Raw genomic sequence first — 22,576 nt, 5'->3', positions numbered from 1 at the left:
CCGTAGTGCACTGGGTACCGGCCCTTCTCGGAGGCCCTGCGCAGGACGGCGGCTCTCCTGCGCCGCACGGGCCGCCGACCTTGTTCCTCCCGCCCTCGGTCGGCGGCCCCGGGGGCGGGTCGTATCGGCTACGGCCGGGCGGCCCTCAGATCTGCCAGGAGCGCAGCCGGTCGGCCGCGCTGTAGACGTCGGCCTTGCCGGAGATCAGATCGCGGGCGAGGTCGACGAGGGCGCCGTACGGCGGGTCGATGCCGACGCCGCTGACGAACATGTACGCCACGGCGGTCGCGCAGGCGAAGCGGGCGTTGGCCGACGGCAGGGGCTTGAGCAGGGCGAGGGTGTGCAGCAGGGCGGCGGCCCGCCAGGCCGGGTCCGAGTCCACGCCGAGGCGGGGCGGGTCCACACGGTGGCGGGCGACGGCGGCGACCAGGGCGGAGAAGTCGTTGACGGTGGGCTGGTCCGGGAGGACCTCTTCGTGGCGCTGCAGCAGCCAGGGCACGTCGATATGGATGACGGGTGCCATCGGTCAGGCGACCCGCCCCTCGCCGGCGTGGGCGGGTTCGTCGTCGGGGAAGGCGGCGGCGAACTCGTCGGCATGGGACGCGAAGAAGCGCCGGAACGCCTCCGCGCCCTCCTGCAGCGCACGGTGCCGGGCTATGTCCGCCGCAGCGGCCTCGCGCACGAGCGCCTTCATGGACGTACCGCGCTCCTTGGCGATCTGCCGCAGGTCCTCAAGTTCGCGGTCGCTGAACTCGACATTCAGGGCTGGCATGCCTTCACGGTACCGCCGGGGTACTTACTCGTAAATAGTTGCTGGTCACAGCACCTTTACTGCGGTACCTCCAGGCGCCCGCACCGGCTGAGGACCATGTCCGTTTCCCGCCGGTTCCAGGCAGCACGGCGCAGCAGACTGGAGCCATGACGACGTATACGAAGATCGACAGTCCGGTGGGTGAACTGCTTCTGGTGGGCGAGGGTACGGCCCTCACCTCGCTGTCCCTGCCGGGGCAGCGCGGCGCGCCCGTCGTCCGTGCCGACTGGCGGCGTGACGACGAGGCGTTCGGGGAAGCCGCCCGGCAGCTCTCCGCCTACTTCGCGGGCCGGCTCACCCGCTTCGAGCTGAACCTGGCCCCCGAGGGGACGGAGTTCCAGCAGCGGGTGTGGCGGGCGCTCGAGGAGATCCCGTTCGGCGCCACGACGACGTACGGGGAACTGGCCGCGCGGCTCGGTGTGCCGCGGGCCGAGATCCGGGCCGTGGGTGCCGCGGTCGGCGCCAACCCGCTGCTGATCGTCCGCCCCTGCCACCGCGTGATCGGTGCCGACGGTTCGATGCGCGGGTACGCGGGCGGCGTCGAGCGCAAGGTGCGGCTGCTCACCCACGAGGGTGCGCTGCAGCCGATGCTGGGGTGACGGGAGGAGATGTCGTGACTCTCACCGAGACGCAGGCCCGCAGGCGGGTCGCCGGCACCGAATGGGCGGCCCTCGCAGCCGAGTTGGACGTCCACGGCAGCGCGCCGACGGGGCCGCTGCTGACGCCCGCCGAGTGCCGTGACCTGGCCGCGCTCTATGAGAAGCCGGAGCTGTTCCGGACCACCGTCGACATGGCGCGCCACCGCTTCGGATCCGGCGAGTACCGGTACTTCACGCACGATCTTCCGGCCCCGGTGGCCGCCCTGCGTGCCGCGCTGTACCCGCGTCTGCTGCCGATCGCGCGGGACTGGGCGGCTCGGCTGGGCCGTCCGGCGCCCTGGCCGGATTCCCTTCGGGAGTGGCTGGAGGCCTGCCACGCGGCGGGGCAGGACCGGTCGGCGCAGATCCTGCTGCGTTACGCGGAGGGCGACTGGAACGCCCTGCACCGCGACGTGTTCGGCGACATGCTCTTTCCGCTCCAGGTGGTCGTCGGCCTCGACGAGTACGGCAGCGACTACACCGGCGGCGAGTTCCTGATGGTCGAGCAGCGGCCGCGGGCCCAGTCACGGGGCACCGCGACCGCGCTGCGGCAGGGCCACGGGCTGGTCTTCACCACCCGGGACCGGCCGGTGCGCACCAAGCGCGGCTGGTCGGCCGGAGCGATGCGGCACGGTGTGAGCACCGTCCGCTCCGGCCGGCGGCACGCACTGGGCATCGTCTTCCACGATGCGTGAGCGCTCCGCTGGTTGTGCCGATGTGCGGCTCCACCGCGGGGCCGCGATCTGCCGTCTGTCGTCTGCGGCACCGTCGTGGCTGGTCGCGCAGTTCCCCGCGCCCCTTGCGGGGCGCGTCAAGGCCGCCCAGCGCCTCAGGCTCCGGACCACAGCCCCTTGCGGCGGTAACTTCCCTGCCAGAACAGCCGGTTGAGGACTCGTACCGGTGGCGGCATGGCGCCGAGGAAGCGGTCGCGGTCCGCGGGCGGGGCGCCGTCGATGATCCACGGGACGAACACCGAGGCGCCGCGCAGGCCCTGGGTCTCGCGGATGCGGCCGGTGAAGGCGGCCCAGTCGGCGGCCGTCAGGACGTCCTGCATGAGCGGCAGCGCGCTGTCCTCCTCGTGCTTGAGATGGTCGTCGAGGGTGGCCGTCAACGCCCGTACGAGATCGGGCAGTTCGGGTGCCTGGTCGTCCAGTGCGGTGTCGACCGCGGCGAGCAGCGGGTCGATGCGGGAGTGTTCCGCCTCCATGTCGTCCAGCAGGGCGAGTTCACGCGGACGTCCCGCGACGCGCTCGCGCACACGCGGCCACAGGTCGCTGTCCTCGGCGGTGTGGTGGATGTGCAGCTGGTGGGTGAAGTTCTCCCAGCCGGCGCGCACGCCGGGGGTGTGCGCGCGGCCGTCGGCGACGGCCTGCGCCAGGCGCTCCAGGTCGCGTCGGAAGGCGTCGTGGGAGGCGTACATGGCGGTGAAGTCGATACTCATCGGGCGGCTTCCTCCAGTTCGGTCTCGTTGATCGGCAGGGCGTGCGGGTTGGCGGACGGGCCGCGGTGGCGTCGTACGGCGAGACAGGCGAGCACTCCGGCCAGCAGCACGGCGGCGGACACGTACACGGCCGGGCCCATCGCGTCGACGAAGCCATGGCCGAAGACCTGTCCGCCGAGGGCGCGCATGTGCTCGGCGACGTCCTGCGGCACTCCGTGCGGCGCGCCGCCCTGCTGCCGCGCGCTGACGTCGGACTCGGTCTTGGAGAAGGCGGCGACGAAGGAGTCCCGGTACGCGGCGGGCAGCCGGCCCGCGCTCTGACGGGCCCGGTCCGTGAGCGCGGAGGCGAGCTGGTTCTGCAGCACCGCGCCGACGACGGCGCCCGCGAGCACCGAGCCGACCTGCCGCAGCGCGTTGGTGACGCCGGACGCCGCTCCGGCCAGCCGGGCCGGAACACCGCGCATGACCTCGGTGGCGAAGGGCGCGAAGGTGCAGCCGACCCCGAGGCCGGTGAGGAAGAGCGGCAGCGCGATGGTCAGCCATCCCGAGCCGACGTCGGCGACGGTCACGACCCAGGTCAGCCCGCCGGCCCAGGCGAGCAGCCCGCTCATCAGGATGTACTTGCCGCCGACCTTGTCGGACATTGCTCCGGCGGGCCCCGCCGTCACGAACGAGCCGAGTGCCACGGGCAGCAGCACCAGACCGGACTTGAGGGCGCTGAAGCCGAGGACGGACTGCAGGTAGATCGTCAGCGGCAGGAACATGCCGACGATGCCGAAGGCCACCGTGACGCCGACGAGGTTGACCAGGGTGAAGTTACGGTCCCGGAAGAGCGCGAACGGAACGAGGGGTTCGTTCGCCTGCTGGCCGCGCTCGTGCAGCAGGAAGGCTGCGAACAGGACGGCCGCCAGGGTGAACAGGCTCCAGATCCAGCGGTTCCAGTCGTAGCGCTGGCCCTCGGTGAGCCCGAAGGCCAGGCAGAACAGGGCAGTGGAGGCGAGCAGGACGCCGAGGGTGTCGAAGCGGTGCCGGACGGTGCGCTTCGCACCGGGGATGATCGCGAAGGTCATCAGCAGCACGACGGCCCCGATCGGCAGGTTGACGTAGAAGATCCACCGCCAGCTGAGGTGGGTGATCAGCGCCCCGCCGAGGATCGGGCCGAGCGCGCCGGACACGCCCGCGACCGTGCCCCACACACCCATCGCCACTCCGCGCCGGTCGGCCGGGAACACCTCGGCGATGATCGACAGGGTCTGCGGCATCAGCAGCGCCGCGCCCAGGCCCTGCACCGCCCGGAACGCGATGAGCTGGGCGGGGTCCCGGGCGAGGCCGCAGGCGAGGCTCGCGAGGGTGAACAGGGCGACTCCGGCGGCGAACAGGTTGCGTTTGCCGCGCAGGTCGCCGAGGCGCCCGCCGGTGATCAGCAGGACGGCCAGCGCCAGGGTGTAGGCGTTGACGACCCACAGGATCTCGTCGAGGGACGCGTTCAGATCCTCGCCCAGTTGCGGGATCGCGATGTTCACGATCGTCAGGTCGAGGAGGGTCATGAAGAACCCGAGGGAGAGGGTGATGAGAATCGCCCACGGGTTGCCGTGCCATTTCTTGAACACGATGTCGGTCTCCTTGCGGTCGGACTCATGCCGGACTCGTGTCGGACTCGCGTTCAAGAGGGCGGGACTGCGGGCGGGTGTGACATGGCGCGAATTTGCTGAGATGTAGGTCACATTTCGCCGCTTCTATGTCACATTCATCCCCCTCCCGGCCCTCGAAGTGGTGAGCGCGGCAGCGGGGAGGCCCACACATGACGCACAGCACCGGAAGTCCTGTCACCGACGAGGCGACCGATGTCTTCATGAACCATCGGGAGCTGTTGTTCGGCCTCGTCTACAACATGCTGGGGAGCGTCGCCGACACCGAGGACGTGCTGCAGGAGACCTGGCTGGCGTGGTCGGGCCGGGGCGCGGACGGGATCGCCAATCCGCGCGCCTACCTGGTCCGGATCGCCGTCAACCAGGCGTTGCAGCGGCAGGCCGTGATCATCCGCCGCCGCGAGACGTACGTCGGCCCGTGGCTGCCCGAGCCGCTGGTCGCCGACGACGAGAGCGCCGACGACCCGGTCCTGCGGGGCGAGTCCGTGTCCCTGGCGATGCTGGTGGTCCTGGAGTCGCTGACCCCGCTCGAACGCGCCGTGTTCGTCCTCAACGAGGTGTTCGGGTACGCCCACACCGAGATCGCGGACATCATCGACCGCACCCCGGCGGCCGTACGGCAGCTGGCGCATCGCGCACGGGATCATGTGCTCGCCCGCCGGCCGCGCTACCGGGCGCACCCGCGCGTCCGGCAGGAGGCGACCGAGCGGTTCGTGCGGGCCGCGCTCGGCGGGGACATCTCCGAGCTGATGGAGATCCTGGCGCCGGACGTCACCGTGTGGACGGACGGTGGCGGCAACCGCAAGCCGGCGGGCCTGCGCCCGGTGCACGGCCGGGACAAGGCGGTCCGCCTCATCACCTCGTACGCGGCCCGGCGCGGCCCCCAGGAACTCGACCTTCGCTACCGCCGGGTCAACGGCGACGACGCCGCGGTGCTGTTCCAGGGCGAGGCCCCGTACGCCGTGATGGTCATGGATCTCACGCCCGAGGGCGACCGGGTCAACGGCGTCTACATCGTCACCAACCCCGACAAGCTCACGCACGTGCACAAGGACCAGGACGAGGACGAGGAGGACCAGTGACCGCCACGGAGACATCCGGCAGGGGCGAGCGCGTCGCCGACTGGCTCGACGGCCGTCTCGGCATCCACTCGCTGGGCAGGAAGTACCTGCGCAAGGTGTTCCCGGACCACTGGTCGTTCCTGCTCGGCGAGATCTGCCTGTACAGCTTCGTCGTGCTGATCCTGACCGGCGTGTATCTCACCCTCTTCTTCCATCCGTCGATGAACGAGGTGACGTACCACGGCAGTTATGTCCCGCTCAACGGCATCCGGATGTCCGAGGCGTACGCCTCCACGCTGCACATCAGCTTCGACGTGCGCGGCGGGCTGCTGATCCGGCAGCTGCACCACTGGGCGGCGCTGGTCTTCGTCGCCGGGATGCTGACGCACATGATGCGGCACTTCTTCACGGGTTCGTTCCGCAAGCCCCGTGAGATCAACTGGCTGTTCGGCTGGACCTTGCTGTTTCTCGGCCTGTTCGAGGGGCTGTTCGGCTACTCACTGCCGGACGACCTGCTCTCGGGCACGGGCCTGCGCTTCGTCAACGGCGCCCTGCTGTCGGTGCCGATCGTCGGAACGTATCTCTCGATGTTCCTGTTCGGCGGCGAGTTCCCCGGTCACGACATCGTGGCGCGCTTCTACTCGCTGCACATCCTGCTGATCCCCGGCATCATGGCGGCCCTCGTCGTGGCGCACCTCGTCCTGGTCGTGTACCACAAGCACACGCAGTTCGCGGGTCCCGGACGGACCGAACGCAACGTCATAGGAACGCCGTTCATGCCGGTGTATCTGGCGAAGGCGGGCGGCTTCTTCTTCCTGGTCTTCGGCGCGCTGACAATGATCGCGGCCGTGGCGACGATCAACCCGGTCTGGGTCTACGGCCCCTTCCGCCCCGACCAGGTCTCCACCGGCGCCCAGCCCGACTGGTACCTGGGCTTCGCCGAGGGCCTGGTCCGGGTCATGCCGGGCTGGGAGATCACGCTGTGGGGTCACACCCTGGTGCTCGGCGTGCTGATCCCGATCGTGGTCTTCCCGCTCCTCCTCGTCTTCATCGGGGTCTATCCCTTCCTGGAGGCCCGGGTGACCGGCGACAAACGCGAACACCATCTCCTCGACCGCCCGCGCAATCGCCCCGTCCGGACCGCGATCGGCGCGGCCTGGATCAGCCTCTACCTGATCCTGCTGGCGGGCGGCGGCAACGACATCGTGGCGACCCGCCTGCACCTGTCCATCAACACGGTCACCTGGACGGTCCGCGTCGCGGTGTTCGTCCTCCCGACGGTCGTGTTCATCGTCACCCGACGCATCTGCCTGGGCCTCCAACTCCGGGACCGGGACCTGGTGTTGCACGGCCGGGAGACCGGCTTGATCAAGCGGCTGCCGCACGGCGAGTACGTCGAGGTGCACCAGCCGCTCGATCAGGCCGAGCTGCACACCCTGACTGCCCACAAGCAGCCGGGTGAGCTCGTGGAGCGAGAACCTCAGCCCTGATCCGCCACGAAGGACGCCATCCGGGCCAGGGCCGCGTTCCAGTTGATCGCCGTCTCGTTCGTCGACCAGGACTGGATGTCGTCGATGTAGCAGAACTGGCCGACGCAGCCCTGCAGTTTGCTCTGCGCGTAGGGATCCTGGATGGACGAGTTCGGCCCGCCCGCCAGGGTTCCGTGCGGCGGGTTCGGCAGGTTCGGGTCGAGCTCGTGGGCGTACCAACGGCTGTGCTGGTTGTGGGAGTTGACCTCGCCGTAGCCGGTGACGTACGAGATGTTCAGCGCGTTGCGGCCGAGGATGTAGTCCATGCTCTGGACCGCGCCGTCCCGGTACTTCGATCCACCCGTGATGTCGTACGCCGTCGCCAGGACGACCGCGTTGTTGAGGATCTGGTGGCTGGAGCCCCAGTCGTAGACGTTGCCGTCGGGTGCGTACGGCATGCCGTACGGCTGTGACTTCAGGGTGGCGAGGTAGCGCTCGGCGCCCTTGACGACGGACTGGCGCACCTTGTCCCGGCCGGGCAGCTTGCTGGGTACGGTGGCGAGGTCCAGGCGTCCTGCGGCGGCCGTCCTGCCCCAGTCGAAGCCCAAGGGGCCGAAGATGTCGGCAGTGTTCACCGGCGAGTTGAGGACGTAGTCCGCGAACTGCTTCTCCCCGGTGGTGAGATACAGCTCCGCCGCCGCCCAGTAGAACTCGTCGGTGGCGTTGGTGTCGTCATAGGTGCCGCCTCCGGTGCCGTCGCTCGCAGAGGCGTACATCGCGGGATGCGCGAGCGCCGCCGACCAGGCCTTGCGGGCGGCCGTCAGTGCCTTCGCCGCAAAGGCGCGGTCGTAGGGCAGGTACAGGCGGGCCGCCTGGGCAGCCGTCGCCGCCAGGTTGAGGGTCGCCTGGGTGGACGGCGGGTGCAGTTCGCGCTTCTGCGGGTCGGCGCTGGGCAGCAGGGGCAGGCCGGTCCACTTCTCGTCGTGGATCTTGTGATGGGCCATTCCGGCGAGCGGCTGCCCGTCGGGCACCTGCATCTTCAGGAGGAACTCCAGCTCCCAGCGGGCCTCGTCGAGAATGTCGGGCACCTTGTTCCCGCTCTCCGGGACGGCGAGGGTGCCGTCCCGCAGCTTCTCCGACTTCCCCGTACGGGCGAGGAGTTCGCGTTCGTACGTGCTCAGCAGCTCCCAGGTGGCGATGCCGCCGTTGACGACGTACTTGCCGTGGTCGCCCGCGTCGTACCAGCCGCCGGTGACGTCGAGCGTGTAGTCGCACACGCCCGGCTGGCAGGGGACCTTGCCATCCCCCTGGTTGGGCGCGACGTCGAGATGGCCGGCCGCCCTGCCGTACCCCGGGCGCAGGTCGTCGCGGATCGCGATGCCGCTGCGCTGCGTGTAGTAGTACTTCACCGAGTCGAGCCGCAGTTGCTCGTAGGCGCTGGTGCCGATGTCGAACGGGCGGCTGGTCTCCCCGTCCGCAACCAGCGTGAAGCCCTTGCCCTGCCTGCGATAGTCACCGAAGTCGATCGAGTGGACGTTCTGCCCGGAGGAGACGTCGACGCCGCGTGGCACGGTCCAGCCCTGGGCGACGGTCGTACCGCCGGCGTCCTTCAGCTGCCAGGGCAGTTTCGCGGTCGCGTCGGTGACGAGGGTGGCGTTCTTGGGACCGGAGGGCAGATAGGCGACCTGGTTGACGCGTACCCGCGGTCCGGTGTCCGGCTGGTACACCTCGGGCGGGACACCGCCGAGCAGCGATATGTCGTCCATGCAGAACCGCCAGGCGTCCGCGCTGCCGCCGGCCTGGAAGGCGACCTGGCCCTGGGTGGTGTCGACGGGCGAGGTGAAGGTGTAGGAGTAGGTGTTGCCGGAGACGCTCAGCTGCGGGCTCACCTCGAAGTAGGTGTCGTAGGGCGCCACTTGGAGCCCCACGACCGCCCGCACCACGTGCGCCTCGGGCGAACCGGTCGCAGTGAAGCTGAACTTGTACGACTCCCCCTTCACCAGGGTGACGTCGTTCTGGCCGACCGCGGCGTCCCAGCGGTTGGCGGTGCCGCCCGGCACATCCGCGCAGAGCTTGCCGCCGGACAGGCCGGCGCTGATGTTGGTGGTCGTCCACCAGGGGTCGATCGCGGTGTCGAAGGTCCCGTTCTTGAGCTGCTCGACCTCGTCGGCGGCGGCCGGACCGGCCGGCACTCCGGTCAGCGCCGTCCCCAACATGGCCGTCAAGATCAGCAGAATGGTTCTGCGTCGTTTCACGTCTGGGCTCCTCGGGCTGAGGTACGGGTGACGCTCGCCGAACCACAACGTGGTGGGAGCGCTCCCAGATGCGGACGCAGCTCATGCTTGTTCGCGCCATGACATCCCGTCAACGGTCCGGACGGGACTGGTTTCCCGTCCGGACCGCAACGGCTGGTCAGCCGCCCGGCGCCACCAACTTGCTGATCCGTACTGCCCCGAGGACTTCGCCCGGGTGAGCGCTGGTCAGCGTGAGCCGCAGCTGGGAGCCGCGCGCCGCGTCGAAGGTGAGGACCGTCGGCGCGTCCGAGGCGGTGGCCCAGTCGACCGCAACTCCGGTGACGGGCGCATACCGGTGGCCGTCCCACACGGCCGCCTCCACCGACGCGGGCAGGCTGTGTGTCGCGTCAACGGTGAAGGAGACCTCCACCCGGTCGAAGGTCCGGGTCCGCCCGTAGTCCACCGACACCCAGTCCGTTGTCCGCGCGCCGTTGAAGGCGGGCAGCAGGGCCGTTGCCGACTTGGCGAAGGCGTTGGACCAGCCGGTGGCCGCGTCACCGTCGAGCATCGCGGCGGGGAGGGTGTCCGGGCGACCGGAGTAACTGGCGTCCGCGTACGGGTAGTTCGGGGGCGCCGGGTGGTCCGGTCCGAAGGCGGTGGGCGGGGTGGTCGCGGCGGACCGGGCGGGCGTGGTGCGCATGGTCGCCGTGCCTGCCCGCAGTCCCTCCACCCGTGCGGTCACCTTCAGGGTGCCGGCCTTGGTGCCGGAGCGCACGATGGCAAGGGCCTTGCCGTGGAAGGCGGTGCGGGTGGTGGCCTGGTAGCGCTCGGCGCTCTCCTCCCGGCCGTTGTCGAGCCCGGCGAGGGATCCGCCCGTCACCTCGAAGGTGATCAGGTGCCCGGCGTCGGGCACCACCACTCCACGGGCGTCGACGACGTCCGCGGTCACGAAGGCCAGCGAACGCCCGTCCGCGGCAAGGGACTTGCGGTCGGCCGTGAGCCGTACGGCATGCGGTTCGCCCGCCGTGCGCAGCACGTCGGTGGCGACCGCCTTGCCGCCGCTGCGGGCCACCGCCTTCAACTCGCCCGGTTCGTACGGCACTTTCCATATCAGGTGCAGCTTGCCCGCGCTGCCGTTCGGGCTGGTGTAACTGCCGGGGTAGGGGCCGGTGGTGAAGGTCTTGTCGTCGCCGGTGGCCTCCGTGGTCTCCAGATACGTACGGCCGTCCGTGGTCTTCTTCGTGTCGAAGGTGCGCGTGCCGAGGGACTTTCCGTTGAGGAACAGCTCGACGGTGTCGACGTTGGAGTAGGCCCACACCTCGACTGTGTCGCCCTGCTCGTGGTTCCAGCTCATGGGCAGCAGATGGACCGTGGGCTCGCTGATCCACTGGCTCTGAAAAAGGTAGTACATGTCCTTGGGGAATCCGGCCGTGTCGACCGCGCCGAAGAAGGACGCCTTGACCGGGAAGACGTCGTACGGCGTCGGTTCGCCGATGTAGTCGATGCCGGACCACAGGAACTGTCCGGCGAACCACTTGCGGTCCCGGTCCTTCTTGTGGCCGTACTCGCCGCTCATGGTCCAGGAGGCGAGGTTGTTGTCGTAGGAGGAGACCTCGCGTCTGCCGGGCGTGTGGTTCTCGCCGGTGTTGAGGTGCTCGGGCTCCTGGTAGGAGCCGCGGGTCGAGGTCTCCGACGACGACTCCGACTCGAAGAGGAACAGCTTGGGGTATTTGGCGTGCAGGGCGTCGACCGACTTGGCGGTGTTGTAGTTGAGGCCGAGGCCGTCCAGCTTGGCGAGCATGAGGTCGGCCGCGGAGCCGGTGGCGGGCACACCGTGGTACTTGTTCGAGCCGATGACGACCGGCCGGGTGTCGTCCGCCGCCTTGATGGCAGCAATGATCCGGTCCGCCATGGCCAGCCCGGCGGTGGAGGTGGAGTCGGGTATCTCGTTGCCGATGGACCACAGGACGACGGCGGGCGAGTTGCGGGCCGCGAGGACCATCTCGGTGGCGTCCTTCTCGCACCACTCGTCGAAGAAGCGGCCGTAGTCGTACTTCGTCTTGCCGGTCCGCCAGCAGTCGAAGGCCTCCACCATCATCACGATGCCCAGCTCCTCGCAGACTTCGATGATCTGCGGCGAGGGCGGGTTGTGGGAGGTGCGGAAGGCGTTGACGCCCATCGACTTCATGATGGTCATCTGTCTGCGCACGGCGTCGATGCTGATCGCCGCGCCGAGGGCGCCCTGGTCATGGTGCAGGTCGACGCCCTTGATCTTGGTGTGGGTGCCGTTGAGCCGGAAGCCCTCGTCGGGGTCGAAGCGGTAGGTGCGGATGCCGAAGGTGGTGCGGTAGGTGTCGACGGCCTTGCCGCCGACGCGCAGTTCGGTCTCCAGGGTGTAGCGGTGCGGGGCTGCAAGGTCCCACAACTCGGGCTTGGGGACGGTGAGTTCGTGGGTCTCGGCCGTCTTGTCGGTGAGGGCGACCGTGGTGGCGGCGCGGGCCACCGTCCGGCCGCCCGGGTCCTTGACCGTCGAGCGGATCTCGACCTGGCTCGCGGTGGCGGACGCGTTCACCACCGAGGTCCGTACGCGGACGACGGCCCGCTCGTCGGTGATGTCCGGCGTGGTGACGTAGGTGCCCCAGCGTTCGACGTGCACCGGCTCGGTGACGACCAGGCGGGCCTCGCGATAGATGCCGCTGCCCGAGTACCAGCGGCTGCTGGGGAGTTGGTTCTGCACTTTGACGGCGATCACGTTCTCGGTGGTGCCGTCGGTGTGCAGCAGGTCGGTGAGGTCGAAGGCGAAGCCGGTGTAGCCGTAGGGGTGCCGGCCGGCCTGGGTGCCGTTGCAGTAGACGTAGGAGTCCATGTAGACGCCGTCGAACTCCACCGAGATCCGCTTGCCCGCGAAGGCGGGCGGCAGGGTGAAGGCGAGGCGGTACCAGCCGAGGCCACCGGGGAAGAAGCCGGTGCCGCTGGTGGTGCCGTGCTCGATGGTGGGGGTCTGCTCGATGCTCCAGTCGTGCGGGACCGCGACCTCGCGCCAGGCCGAGTCGTCGTAGCCGGGGTCGGCGGCCTGTCCGTAGGCGCCGGTCGGGTCGGTGATCCCGTCCGGGTTGACCAGCGCAAAGCGCCAGCCGTCGCGCAGGGCGACGGTGCGGCGGCCGGTTCCGTTTGCTGCGGCCTCGGCGGCCCGCGCCACCGGGGTGCCGAGAAGCGCTCCGGCCGCGGGTGCGGCGGCGGAAGCGATCAGGACCGATCTTCGAGTCACTGTCATGGCGGCTCCCCCTCATCAGGGCCCAGAAGTACTCACAACTGATCGTGAACAAACAGATTCTGACGCGGCGCCACACAGGGCCGTCAAGGGTGCGGGGGCGTCCTTCTGTCCCACGGGTCACAACGGCCGGAATTGCCCCTTGACCGGCCCACCGCGCGCCCGAGGGGGTTCCCGTCCGTGCGGCTCGCCGACGGACTAGGCTGGAACTCAAGTGACCCGGCGGTTCACTGTGAGTGTTCGCGATGGAGTGGCGACGATGAGCCCGGAGTATCCGTTCGACGATGCCGCGACGGCGCGGGCTGTCATCGATGAATCCGGCACTCTTGTCGAGTGGAACGCCGGCGCGGAGCGGCTGCTGGGCTGGCCGGTCGCCGATGTCGTGGGCCACCCCGGCCGGAACCTGCTGGTCGACACGGAGCTCCTCGCGCCCGCCGGGCCCCGCTGGGACGGCACCGTCGCCCTGCGCCACCGCGACGGCCACGAGGTGTCCGTCTGGCTGCTCGCCCACCACCGTCCGTCGCGGGACGACGCTCCGGGCCGGTGGCTCCTGTTCACCCCGCTGGACGGCGCCGCCCCGCACTCCCCCGACGACCCGCTGGCCAGGGCGGTGCTCACCCAGTCGCCCTGCGCGGTCGCGGTGTACGACGAGCGGCTGCGGCTGAGACGGGTCAACGACGCCATGGCCGAGGTGATCGGACTGCCCGAGGAGCGCGTGCGGGGGCTGCGCCTGTCCGAGATAGGCGGCAAGCCGCAGAGCGAGGAGCTCGAGGCACACATGGTGCAGGTGCTCACCTCGGGGCGCCCGCAGGACGTGCAGACGTACATGCGCACCGGCGGCGAGGACCGCGCGCACGCCTGGCTGGCCCGGATGGCCCCGGTCACGGACGCCGAGGGGCGGGTGCGGGGCGTCTGCCTGGCCGCGCACGACTTCACCGACAACTACCTCGCCCGGGAGCGGCTTCAGCTGGTGAACGAGGCGAGTGTGCGCATCGGCTCCACGCTCGACGTCACCCGTACGGCGCAGGAGCTCGCGGACGTGCTCGTGCCCGCGATGGCCGACTTCGTCAGTGTCGACCTGCTGGATCTGCAGGAGCACGGCGGTGAACCCCCGCTGCGGCTGACCGCCCCGATCGGGCTGCGCCGCGCCGCGCACCTCTCGGTCAATCCCGGCACGCCCGAGGCCGTCCTCAAGCCCGGCCAGCTGGAGCAGTACCCCGCCGGCTCGCCCCAGACCGACTCGCTGGTGGCGGGCCGTACGATCGTCGCCTCTATCTCCTCGGGCGCGCTCGACCAGTGGCTCAGCTGGCACAAGGCGCGCGCCGAGCGGGTCAAGGAGTACGGCATCCACTCCACGATGTCCGTGCCGATCCAGGCCCGCGGACTGACCCTCGGGGTGGCGGTCCTCACCCGGTTCCGGCGGCCGGACCCGTTCTCGGCGGACGACGTCCTGCTGGCCGAGGAGATCACCGCCCGGGCCGCCGTGTGCATCGACAACGCCCGCCGCTTTTCCCGCGAGCGGGAGACCGCTCTCGCCCTGCAGCGCAGTCTGCTGCCCCGCTCGCTGCCACGCACGGCCGCGGTTGACGCCGCCTCGCGCTATCTGCCGGCGGCGCGGGCGGACGTGGGCGGCGACTGGTTCGACGTGATCCCGCTGTCCGGGATGCGGGTGGCCATGGTCGTCGGGGACGTCGTCGGGCACGGCATCCAGGCCTCGGCCACCATGGGCCGGCTGCGCACCGCCGTGCGCACCCTCGCCGACATCGACCTGGCCCCCGACGAACTGCTGACCCACCTCGACGACCTGGTGGTCCGGCTGTCCGCGGAGGCCGGCAGCGACGGCAGCCCCGGCGAGGTGGGCGCCACCTGCCTGTACGCGGTGTACGACCCGGTGTCGCGGCGCTGCACACTGGCCCGGGCCGGGCATCCGCCGCCGGTCGTGGTCCCGCCCGGGGGTGAACCGCAGCAGGTCGACCTGCCGGCCGGGCCGCCGCTGGGCCTGGGCGGGCTGCCGTTCGAGTCGGCCGAGCTGGAACTGCGCGAGGGCAGCGTGCTGTCGTTCTACACGGACGGCCTGATCGAGACACGCGAGCGGGACGTCGACGCCAGCCACCGGATGCTGTGCGACGCGCTCGCGACGTACTCCGACTCGCTGGACGAGACCTGCGACCGGGTACTGCACGCCCTGCTGCCGCCCGGCGGTGCCGCCGACGACGTGGCCCTGCTGCTGGCCCGCACCCTGGGGCTGCCCGCGTCCCAGGTCGCCACCTGGCACATTCCCGCCGACCCGGCGCTCGTCGCCCCGATCCGCAAGCAGGTCGTCGAGCAGCTGGACACCTGGGGACTGCAGGAGGCCGCGTTCACCGCCGAGCTGGTCGTGAGCGAGCTCGTCACGAACGCGATCCGGTACGGCGCGCACCCCATCCGGCTGCGTCTGATCCACGACGATGCCACCCTGATCTGCGAGGTGTCGGACACCAGCCACACGGCTCCGCATCTGCGCCGCGCGAAGACGTGGGACGAGGGCGGCCGCGGTCTGCTCCTGGTCGCCCAGCTCACCCAGCGCTGGGGCAGCCGGCACACGGCGGACGGCAAGACGATCTGGGCGGAGATCGGGCTGCTGGAGGAGTAGCGCTCCGCGGGCTGTGCGGTCAAAGGTCGTCTTGAGTCTGCGGCATCGTCGTGGCTGGTCGCGCCCACGCGGCGGAGCCGCAAATCGATGCAGCCCCGCGCCCCTTCAGGGCGCTTCCGCCAGCCACGGCCTGACCTGTTTGCGTGCCTCGTGCAGCCGTGACTTGAAGGTGCCGAGCGGGATGCCGGCGCGCTCGGCCGCCTCGGCGTACTCGAGCTGGCAGATGTCGCGGTACACCAGGGGCTCGACGAGCTGCGGATGCTCGCGCTCCAGCCGGTCCAGCGCCTCCAGCAGGTCGAGGCGGGAGCCGGCGATGACGCTGGTCGTGCGCGGGTCGACGTGCCGTTCCGCCTCGATCGGGGCCGGCTGTTCGACCGAGCGCCGCTTGAGTTCGCGGTACTTCTGGCGGCAGCAGTTGGCGACGACCGTGTAGAGCCAGGTGCTGAAGCGGCTGCGGCCCTGGAAGGTGGAGATCTTCCGGGCGACCTGGAGCAGGACGTCCTGCGCGGCCTCCTCCGCGTCCTCGCGGCAGGGCAGGAACCGGCCGCAGCGGCGGACGACCTCGGGCCGGATCGCATGGAGCAGCTCGTCCAGCGCCGCCGGGTCGCCCGCCGCCGCGCCGCGGGCCAGGTCCTCGGTCGGTGCGACCTGGGGCTCTCCTCGGGAACGATCCACGCCCAGGCATGATAGTCGTATGCATTCCGTCGAGCGGATCGGGCGCTACCGCCTCGAACGGCGTCTGGGCACGGGCGCGTTCGGCACGGTCTGGCTGGCCCACGACGACGAGCTCGACGCGCCGGTGGCGGTCAAGGTCCTCGCCGACAACTGGTCCCACCGGCTCGATGTCCGCGAGCGGTTCCTGGCCGAGGCCCGGATGCTGCGCCGGGCGGGTTCGGACCGGGTGGTGCAGGTCTACGACATCGGTGAACTCCCGGACGGCAGGCCGTACTTCGTGATGGAGTACGCCGACGGCGGCACCCTCGCCGACCTGCTGGCCGCCGGTCCGCTGCCGGTCTCCGAGGCGCTGCGGCTGACGGCGCTGGCCGCCCGCGGCGCGGCCGCGCTGCATACGGCGGGAATCGTGCACCGGGACATCAAGCCGAGCAACGTGCTGCTGTGCTCCTCCCCCGACGGCGGGTCGCGGGTGCTGCTCGCCGATCTCGGGCTGGCCAAGAGCCTGGCGCAGGCGTCCGGGCTCACACAGGCCGCCGGTTCGGCGGGATACCGGCCGCCCGAGCAGGCCGAACCCGGCGCGGGCATCGACGCCCGGGCCGATGTGTACAGCCTGGGCGCGGTCGCCTACCACCTGGTCACCGGCACGGTTCCGGGTGAGCCCGGCAGGGTGGTACGGCCCGACCGGCTGCGTCCGGATCTGGCCCCCGCGGTCAGGCGGGCCCTGCTGCGGGCACTGGCACCGGACCGCAGGCGCCGCTGGCCCGATGCCGAGTCCTTCGCTCAGGAGCTGGAGCGGCTCGCCGCGTCCGGTCACCGGCCCCGAAGACGCCGGACGGCGGCCTTCACTCTGACGGGTGCCGTGGCCGTGGTCGCGGCCGTCGGCGTGACGTTGGCGCTGGTGAACCGGCAGTCCCCGGCCACGGAGGTACGGGTCACGGACACGACCGGACGGGTCGTCGCCGAGGTCCCCCGCGGATGGGACCGCCAGGTACGCGACTCCGGGTGGGATCCGCGGGCGCTCGGCCTGCCCTCCGGCCACGAGCCGGGGTTCGCCGTCGCGGACCACCTGACCCGGTGGCAGGACCTGACGGCCGAGGTGAACGGCGTGCTGGTGGGCCTGAGCGAGCACGGCGACCTCCCGTCCGCGGTGAACGCCCTCACCCACCCCGGCTGCCACTACGGCGGCGGCCGCGCCTACACCGGCACCGTCTGGCACGGCAGGGTCCGCACCTGGGACGGCTGCCCGGGCGGCGGTTCGGTCACGGAGGCCGCACTCGCCCCGGCGGACCGCAGCGAGCAGACTCGGGTGTACGTGCAGATCCGCCAGGGTGGCCGAGCCTCGGCGACCGACCGCATCCTCGCCTCCGTACGCATCGGAAGCTGACGCGGAACACTCGAGCCGCGCGCGAACTTTTTCGTCCCGCCACGCATCGGACCTGTGTGACGGGGCACAGAAGCGCCGTACGTACACGCCAGAGCGTGTGCGCGGAATCACCGGGAGTGTTGAGGCACATGGCGAAGAAGTCCCCCTCCGTCCACCGGGCGGCCCTGCTGGCGAGTGCGGTCGCGGTGCTGGGGCTGCTGACGGCCTGCGGCAGCAGCGGCGGCGGCACGGCGAGCACCCAGACACTGCCCGGCACGGCCGCGCCCGCCACCGGGGGCCACAGCACCGACGCGGCGAGCGCGTCCGCATCCGCCTCCGCGTCGGGCACCGCTCCCGGCGGAGCCACCGTGACCGCGTCCCCGGCGAAGTCCACGCCCGCCGGCACGACCGGGGGCCGTTGTCACACCTCCGAGCTGCGGGCGACCGTCGGGCGCAACAACCCCGGTGCCGGGCAGGAGAACTTCCCCATCGTCCTGACCAATGCGTCCTCCCGCACCTGCACGGTGCGGGGCTACCCGGGTGCCGCGTTCGTCGACGCGTCGGGCAGGCAGCTGGGCCCGGACCCGAAGCGCTCATCGGGCACTCCTACGACGGTGACACTGGCGCCGGGCAAGAGCGCCTGGGCGGGGCTGACGTTCTCCAACCCGGAAGTCAGCGGCGCCCATACGGCCACCCCCGCCTCGCTGCTGGTGACGCCGCCGGACGAGCGGGACCACCTCACGGTGGCGTGGAAGGGCGGTCAGGTTCCCGTGTCCGGCAACGCCTCCTCGGTGTGGCTGACGGTGTTCAGCCCCGGCACCGGCGCCTGAGCGGGCAGGGCCCCGGCGGGTCTGTCACCGCGACCTGTTTTCATTGAGGGTCCCCCACTGATCCGCCCTGAAGGACCCTGCCCTGAACACCCCGCTTGCCGAAATACTGTCCGTCGCCCTGCTCGTCGCAGTCCTTGCCTGGGCGGTGCTGCGCCCGAGGGGCCTGCCGGAGGCCGTGCTGGCGGTCCCGGCCGCGGGGATCGTGATCGCCACCGGTGCAATCTCGCCGGCCCACGCCCGGGAGGAGGCCGCCGGTCTCGGGCCCGTCGTCGGCTTTCTCGCCGCCGTGCTGGTGCTGGCCCACTTCTGTGACGTGGAGGGGCTGTTCCAGGCGTGCGGGGCGTGGATGGCCCGGCGGGCCGCGGGCTCTCCCGGGCGGCTGCTGGCGGCGGTCTTCGTGCTGGCCTCGGCGATCACGGCCGTGCTCAGCCTGGACGCCACGGTGGTGCTGCTGACGCCGGTGGTGCTCGCCACGGCCACCCGGGCCGGCGTGCGGGCCAGACCGCATCTCTACGCGTGCGCCCACCTGTCGAACACGGCCTCGCTGCTGCTGCCCGTCTCCAATCTCACCAACCTGCTGGCGTTCGAGGCGAGCGGGCTGAGCTTCACCAGGTTCGCGGCGCTGATGGCACTGCCGTGGCTGGTCGCGATCGGCGCCGAGTACCTGGTCTTCCGGCGGTTCTTCAACGACGACCTGACCGCGTCCGTCCACTCCCCCGAACCCGGCGAGACGCCCGAGCTGCCCCTGTTCGCGCTGGTCACCGTGGGATGCACGCTGGGCGGATTCGTCGCGGCCTCCGCGGTCGGCATCGACCCGGCCTGGGTGGCCGCCGCGGGCGCGCTGGTGCTGGCCGGCCGTGCGCTCGTACGGCGGAAGGCCACCGCGCTGTCGGTGGTGCGGGCCGCGTCCCCGGCGTTCCTGGCGTTCGTCCTCGCGCTCGGCATCGTGGTACGGGCAGTGGTCGACAACGGGCTCGCCGACCTGCTCGGCCAGGTGCTGCCCGGCGGCTCGGGGCTCGTCGCGCTGCTGGGCATCGCCGCGCTGGCCGCCGTACTGGCGAACCTGATCAACAACCTGCCCGCGGTGCTCGTCCTGCTGCCGCTGACCGCCGCCGGCGGGCCCGGTGCGGTGCTGGCGGTGCTGCTCGGGGTGAACATCGGCCCGAACCTGACGTACGCGGGATCCCTGGCGACGCTGCTGTGGCGGCGCATCCTGCACCGGCACGATCAGGAGGTGCAGCTCGGGGAGTTCACCCGGCTCGGCCTGCTCGCCACCCCGGCCGCGCTCGTCCCGGCCGTGGCGGCGCTGTGGCTGTCGCTCCAGGTGGTCGGCTGAGCCTGTCGGTCAGCGGTGGCCGCCACCGCCGTATCCGGAGCCGTTGCCGTACCCGGAGCCCGAGCCGTAGCCGCCCCATCCGCAGTAGTTGGGGTTGTAGTAGCAGTAGGGGTTCGTGGGGTAGGCGCCCGTCGGCGTCGGCTGTGCGGTCGTCGCAGTCGCGGACGGCGTCGGTGTGGGGCTCGGTGTCTTCGAGGCCTTGGTGGTGGCCTTCGGCGAGGGCGACGGGCTGTTGTCGGCGTCCCAGTTGACCACCTGCATCTGGAGGTCGGCCTTGGACGTGTCGAACACCCAGTGCTGGGCGGCGCCGTCGTCGCGGGTCTTGACCACCAGCGCACCCGAGCCGTCGGTGGCTGCGGGAGTCAGGGCCAGGTCCTGGTCCCAGCGCGGCACCAGGGTGCCTTGCAGGGTGAAGTCGTAGCGGATGTTCTTGGCACCCGGCTCGGAGGCGCCCGTGCACGGGGCGAGCTGCACCGAGTAGCCGAGATGGGAGTCCAGGCACAGGTCGGGGTCCGCGACACTGCGCAGGCGGCCGTCGGTCTCGTACGACCACTGCTGGACGGATGCCGAGGAGCAGTCGGCGAGTTCGGTCTCGGCTCCCTTGACGGCCTTCTTGCCGACGACGGCGACGCACAGCCCGGAGTCGGCGTTGTGCAGCTTGCCGCGCATGGTGCCCTGGGAGCCCGTACTGGTGCCGACCCAGGACGGGCCCGCGGACGGGGTGCCCTGGCCGCTGCCGGGGGTTTCGGAGGGGTGGTCGCCGTCGGCCGTGGTGGTTCCGTCGCCGGAGCCGAGGACGGACCACAGGACCAGTGGGAGGACGACCAGCCCGCTCACCGTCAGGACGGCCGCGGCGAGATTGCGGCGGCGGGCGGCGGCGTGCCGGGCGGCCTTGTGGGCGGCACGGCGGGCGGCGGAGCGGCCACCGGGGCGGGGGCCTGTGCCGGGAGCCGGGTGGGCGGGGGTGAAGAAGGGCTCGCCCGGCATGGGCGGGGTCGGGACCTCCTCGGGAAGCGCGCCGGGGCTCTCGGGCGCGACGACCCGGGACTCCACGTAGGCCCGCGCGCCCCAGCCGAGCACCGCCTCGGCCAGTGCGAGGCCGAGTCCCTGGTTGAACTGTGCCAGTTGGTCGGCGGTGTGGCTGCAGTGTCTGCAGCGGGCGAGGTGGACGTTCAGGTCGGGGTCGATCTCGACTCCGCCGCGCCGGTAGGTGACGTCGAGCATCCGCAGGTAGCGCCGGCACTCCTGCTCGGGGGCGAGCTCGCGGTGGACCTGGAGGCACTCCTCGCGCAGCCGTTCGCGGGCCCGCTCCAGTTCGACGCGCGCGTCCTCCTCCTCGATGCCCAGCAGGCCGGCGGGTATCGCCAGCGGTTCGGCCTCGACCTCCACGTGCCACAGCAGGCAGCGGGCCGTCTGGGGCAGCCGCTGGAAGGCCCCGGACAGCAGGCGCCGGTCGGACGGCGGAAGCAGGCGGGCCGCGACGCGGTCCCCGCCCTCGGAGCCCAGCTCGGGGTGGAGGTGTTCCCGTCTGTGGTCGTTGTCCCACTCCGCCGCGATACGGCGCACGGTGACGAGGAGTTGGGGCCGCCACGCGGAGGTCGGCCCGTTCTGCCGCAGGGTTTCGCCGAAGAGCCTCGTGAACGCGGCCGTCGTGAGCATGCCCGCCGAAGGGACGCCGTCGGTGCACAGCCGGGCGTAGGCGAACGCCGCTTCCCAGTGCCGGTCGAGGAGTTCGCCGACGGGCTGCAGCGCGGGCGTCGTCCCCGTCCACTTCTTCAGTTCTGCGCTCAGCTGTTCGTCCGTCACGAAGAACCGGCGGTCGGGCGTGGGGGAATTCGACAGGCCCGCGTCTTTCACGGCTGCATTCCTCTCGGGGGCATGCGTCATAAAGTCCATACCAACAGGTATGGGTACAGGATTCGGCAACTCCAACGCCCGCCTGGGGAAGCTCTTTTGGAGCGTAGGTCGAACAAGAGGTGCCTCGTGCACACAGGGGGAAAATATATTGTCCGTGCGCCGACAGGCACACCTTTGCACAGGTCAGGGAGGCCTAACAAGAGATCCAGCGGTTTTGTGCTTTGCCTGCCCGCCGACGGGATTTGACCGGACGTCAACCTGTCGGGGCGGCAATTGGGAATGGGATCCAGTTGGCTGGCGCACAGTCTCCCCCCAACAACCATTGACCTGGCGTTCCGCCGCACATCCGAGGCGTCGGCCGGGGTGCTTCGGCTCATGTCCCAACCATTGAGCCGCCGGTCCGGTAGGCGCCGGGCGGCACCCCGTAGCGTGCGCGGAAGACCCGGTTGAAGTGAAACGGGCTGGCGAATCCCGAGGCCGCGGCGACCCGGTCCACGGACAGGTCGGTGCTCTCCAGGAGCCGTGCGGCATGTCGCAGCCGGGCCTCGCGCAGGGCCCGCATCGGGGACTGGCCCAGTTGCCGGGTGAACAGATGGGCGAACCGGGAGGGCGACAGGCAGACGCTTTCGGCGAGCGAGCGCACCGTGTGCGGGGCGCCCGGGTCGGCGGCGATCAGCGCCTCGGCGCGGCGCACCCGGGCGTCGACGCCGGGCGGCGGCGACGGGGTGCGCGCGGTGGCGGCGGTGAGCAGGACGATCTCCTCCAGGGAGGACAGGGCGAGCTCCCGCGCCGCGGTGCCGTGCGCCACGGCGACCCTGTCGTCCGGCGCGGCGGCGGGTGGTGCCTCGGTGCCCGTCCAGCGGGCGTCGGCGAGCATCCGCCGGAAGGCCGCGCCGACCCGGTCGTGCAGGGCGGCCGGGGTCGGCGTGACGACGAACAGTCCGTCGCCGGTGTCGTAGGGCCGCAGCCACGGCGACCAGGACGGGCGCGCCTGGCAGTGCACCCACCAGAACTGCCAGCCGTGGGCGCCCGGTCCGACGGCGTACTCGTGCCGGACGCCCGGGGCGAGTGCCACCAGGTCCCCGGCACCGGCCCGCGTCTCGGCCCCGCCCTGGCGCAGCCGGCCATGCCCGCCCGTGGTCCAGGTGAACAGCCAACTGTCCGCGCCGCGCGGCCGGTTGACGCCATACCCCGGCAGCTGGTCGTAGCGGCCGACCACGACGAGGCCGGGCGGCGGGGCGGGATCGCCGGGTGCAGCAGTCTCGGGCAATCCGTCAGCGTTCACGGGCATCCTCCTGAAGTGCACGGC

General features: G+C 71.2%; 17 protein-coding genes. 8 read left to right on the top strand and 9 right to left on the bottom strand.

What is annotated here, in order from left to right; genetic code table 11:
* Positions 1–145: 145 nt before the first annotated feature.
* Entirely contained in the window at positions 146–523 is a 378-nt protein-coding gene (locus tag ACFY10_RS28455; RefSeq protein ID WP_390668045.1) for a toxin Doc, read from the bottom strand.
* A gap of 3 nt (positions 524–526) precedes the next feature.
* Positions 527–772, bottom strand: coding sequence for a hypothetical protein (locus ACFY10_RS28450; RefSeq protein WP_030937710.1), 246 nt, complete (start codon positions 770–772; stop codon positions 527–529).
* Positions 773–918: 146 nt separating this feature from the next.
* On the opposite strand from ACFY10_RS28450, the gene ACFY10_RS28445 reads away from it, so the two are divergent.
* Together ACFY10_RS28445 and ACFY10_RS28440 are read left to right on the top strand one after the other, a co-directional pair.
* Positions 919–1,410, top strand: a complete 492-nt coding sequence (locus ACFY10_RS28445) for a methylated-DNA--[protein]-cysteine S-methyltransferase (RefSeq protein ID WP_390668044.1) — start codon at positions 919–921, stop codon at positions 1,408–1,410.
* A gap of 14 nt (positions 1,411–1,424) precedes the next feature.
* Positions 1,425–2,144: a 2OG-Fe(II) oxygenase gene (locus tag ACFY10_RS28440; RefSeq protein WP_390668043.1), complete on the top strand. Its 720-nt coding sequence runs from the start codon at positions 1,425–1,427 to the stop codon at positions 2,142–2,144.
* A gap of 134 nt (positions 2,145–2,278) precedes the next feature.
* On the opposite strand, the gene ACFY10_RS28435 is transcribed toward ACFY10_RS28440, so the two are convergent.
* The gene (locus ACFY10_RS28435) at positions 2,279–2,890 is read right to left on the bottom strand and encodes a hemerythrin domain-containing protein (protein WP_390668042.1); all 612 of its coding nucleotides are present in this window, start codon (positions 2,888–2,890) and stop codon (positions 2,279–2,281) included.
* On the bottom strand, positions 2,887–4,500 hold the full coding sequence (locus ACFY10_RS28430) for a DHA2 family efflux MFS transporter permease subunit (RefSeq protein WP_390668041.1): 1,614 nt from the start codon (positions 4,498–4,500) through the stop codon (positions 2,887–2,889). The genes ACFY10_RS28435 and ACFY10_RS28430 overlap by 4 nt, the downstream gene beginning before the upstream one ends.
* Positions 4,501–4,691: 191 nt before the next feature.
* Here ACFY10_RS28430 and sigJ point away from each other — a divergent pair, with 191 nt between their 5' ends.
* Positions 4,692–5,621 (top strand): RNA polymerase sigma factor SigJ, encoded by a 930-nt coding sequence (gene sigJ / locus ACFY10_RS28425; RefSeq protein WP_390668040.1) that lies wholly within the window; start codon positions 4,692–4,694, stop codon positions 5,619–5,621.
* A complete protein-coding gene (locus tag ACFY10_RS28420) occupies positions 5,618–7,090 on the top strand; it encodes a cytochrome bc complex cytochrome b subunit (protein WP_390668039.1) in 1,473 nt (490 codons plus the stop codon). The genes sigJ and ACFY10_RS28420 overlap by 4 nt, the downstream gene beginning before the upstream one ends.
* Here ACFY10_RS28420 and ACFY10_RS28415 read toward each other — a convergent pair.
* Together ACFY10_RS28415 and ACFY10_RS28410 are read right to left on the bottom strand one after the other, a co-directional pair.
* On the bottom strand, positions 7,081–9,324 hold the full coding sequence (locus ACFY10_RS28415; RefSeq protein WP_390668038.1) for a glycoside hydrolase family 9 protein: 2,244 nt from the start codon (positions 9,322–9,324) through the stop codon (positions 7,081–7,083). The two genes, ACFY10_RS28420 and ACFY10_RS28415, sit on opposite strands and share 10 nt — an antisense overlap.
* Before the next feature lie 157 nt (positions 9,325–9,481).
* Entirely contained in the window at positions 9,482–12,577 is a 3,096-nt protein-coding gene (locus tag ACFY10_RS28410; RefSeq protein ID WP_390668037.1) for a glycoside hydrolase family 2 TIM barrel-domain containing protein, read from the bottom strand.
* A 256-nt stretch (positions 12,578–12,833) separates the two neighbouring features.
* Here ACFY10_RS28410 and ACFY10_RS28405 point away from each other — a divergent pair, with 256 nt between their 5' ends.
* Positions 12,834–15,206 (top strand): SpoIIE family protein phosphatase, encoded by a 2,373-nt coding sequence (locus ACFY10_RS28405; protein WP_390668036.1) that lies wholly within the window; start codon positions 12,834–12,836, stop codon positions 15,204–15,206.
* Positions 15,207–15,311: 105 nt separating this feature from the next.
* On the opposite strand, the gene ACFY10_RS28400 is transcribed toward ACFY10_RS28405, so the two are convergent.
* Positions 15,312–15,881 carry an RNA polymerase sigma factor gene (locus ACFY10_RS28400; protein WP_390668035.1) on the bottom strand — a complete coding sequence of 190 codons (570 nt, stop codon included), beginning with the start codon at positions 15,879–15,881 and terminating at the stop codon, positions 15,312–15,314.
* Between the two features lie 19 nt (positions 15,882–15,900).
* Here ACFY10_RS28400 and ACFY10_RS28395 point away from each other — a divergent pair, with 19 nt between their 5' ends.
* From ACFY10_RS28395 to ACFY10_RS28385, 3 genes are all read left to right on the top strand, one after another.
* Positions 15,901–17,265, top strand: coding sequence for a serine/threonine-protein kinase (locus ACFY10_RS28395; protein WP_390668034.1), 1,365 nt, complete (start codon positions 15,901–15,903; stop codon positions 17,263–17,265).
* Between the two features lie 128 nt (positions 17,266–17,393).
* Positions 17,394–18,074, top strand: coding sequence for a DUF4232 domain-containing protein (locus tag ACFY10_RS28390; RefSeq protein ID WP_390668033.1), 681 nt, complete (start codon positions 17,394–17,396; stop codon positions 18,072–18,074).
* A gap of 82 nt (positions 18,075–18,156) precedes the next feature.
* A complete protein-coding gene (locus ACFY10_RS28385; protein ID WP_390668243.1) occupies positions 18,157–19,410 on the top strand; it encodes an SLC13 family permease in 1,254 nt (417 codons plus the stop codon).
* A gap of 9 nt (positions 19,411–19,419) precedes the next feature.
* On the opposite strand, the gene ACFY10_RS28380 is transcribed toward ACFY10_RS28385, so the two are convergent.
* Both ACFY10_RS28380 and ACFY10_RS28375 read right to left on the bottom strand, forming a co-directional pair.
* Positions 19,420–21,267 carry a ricin-type beta-trefoil lectin domain protein gene (locus tag ACFY10_RS28380; protein ID WP_390668032.1) on the bottom strand — a complete coding sequence of 616 codons (1,848 nt, stop codon included), beginning with the start codon at positions 21,265–21,267 and terminating at the stop codon, positions 19,420–19,422.
* A 373-nt stretch (positions 21,268–21,640) separates the two neighbouring features.
* Complete coding sequence (locus tag ACFY10_RS28375; protein WP_390668031.1) at positions 21,641–22,558, bottom strand: helix-turn-helix domain-containing protein; 918 nt, start codon at positions 22,556–22,558, stop codon at positions 21,641–21,643.
* Positions 22,559–22,576: the final 18 nt, after the last annotated feature.

It is taken from the genome of Streptomyces sp. NPDC001401 (genome assembly GCF_042895385.1).
Taxonomy (GTDB): Bacteria; Actinomycetota; Actinomycetes; order Streptomycetales; family Streptomycetaceae; genus Streptomyces.
The sequence above is the reverse complement of the archived record's forward strand: the minus strand, read 5'-3'. Positions and strand labels throughout refer to the sequence as shown.

Coding starts and splice junctions, on each gene's coding strand:
- ACFY10_RS28375 (WP_390668031.1), bottom strand. CDS start 22,558: ATGCCCGTGAACGCTGACGGATTGCCCGAGACTGCTGCACCCGGCGAT.
- ACFY10_RS28395 (WP_390668034.1), top strand. CDS start 15,901: ATGCATTCCGTCGAGCGGATCGGGCGCTACCGCCTCGAACGGCGTCTG.
- ACFY10_RS28435 (WP_390668042.1), bottom strand. CDS start 2,890: ATGAGTATCGACTTCACCGCCATGTACGCCTCCCACGACGCCTTCCGA.
- ACFY10_RS28450 (WP_030937710.1), bottom strand. CDS start 772: ATGCCAGCCCTGAATGTCGAGTTCAGCGACCGCGAACTTGAGGACCTG.
- ACFY10_RS28445 (WP_390668044.1), top strand. CDS start 919: ATGACGACGTATACGAAGATCGACAGTCCGGTGGGTGAACTGCTTCTG.
- ACFY10_RS28410 (WP_390668037.1), bottom strand. CDS start 12,577: ATGACAGTGACTCGAAGATCGGTCCTGATCGCTTCCGCCGCCGCACCC.
- ACFY10_RS28405 (WP_390668036.1), top strand. CDS start 12,834: ATGAGCCCGGAGTATCCGTTCGACGATGCCGCGACGGCGCGGGCTGTC.
- ACFY10_RS28455 (WP_390668045.1), bottom strand. CDS start 523: ATGGCACCCGTCATCCATATCGACGTGCCCTGGCTGCTGCAGCGCCAC.
- sigJ (WP_390668040.1), top strand. CDS start 4,692: ATGACGCACAGCACCGGAAGTCCTGTCACCGACGAGGCGACCGATGTC.
- ACFY10_RS28390 (WP_390668033.1), top strand. CDS start 17,394: ATGGCGAAGAAGTCCCCCTCCGTCCACCGGGCGGCCCTGCTGGCGAGT.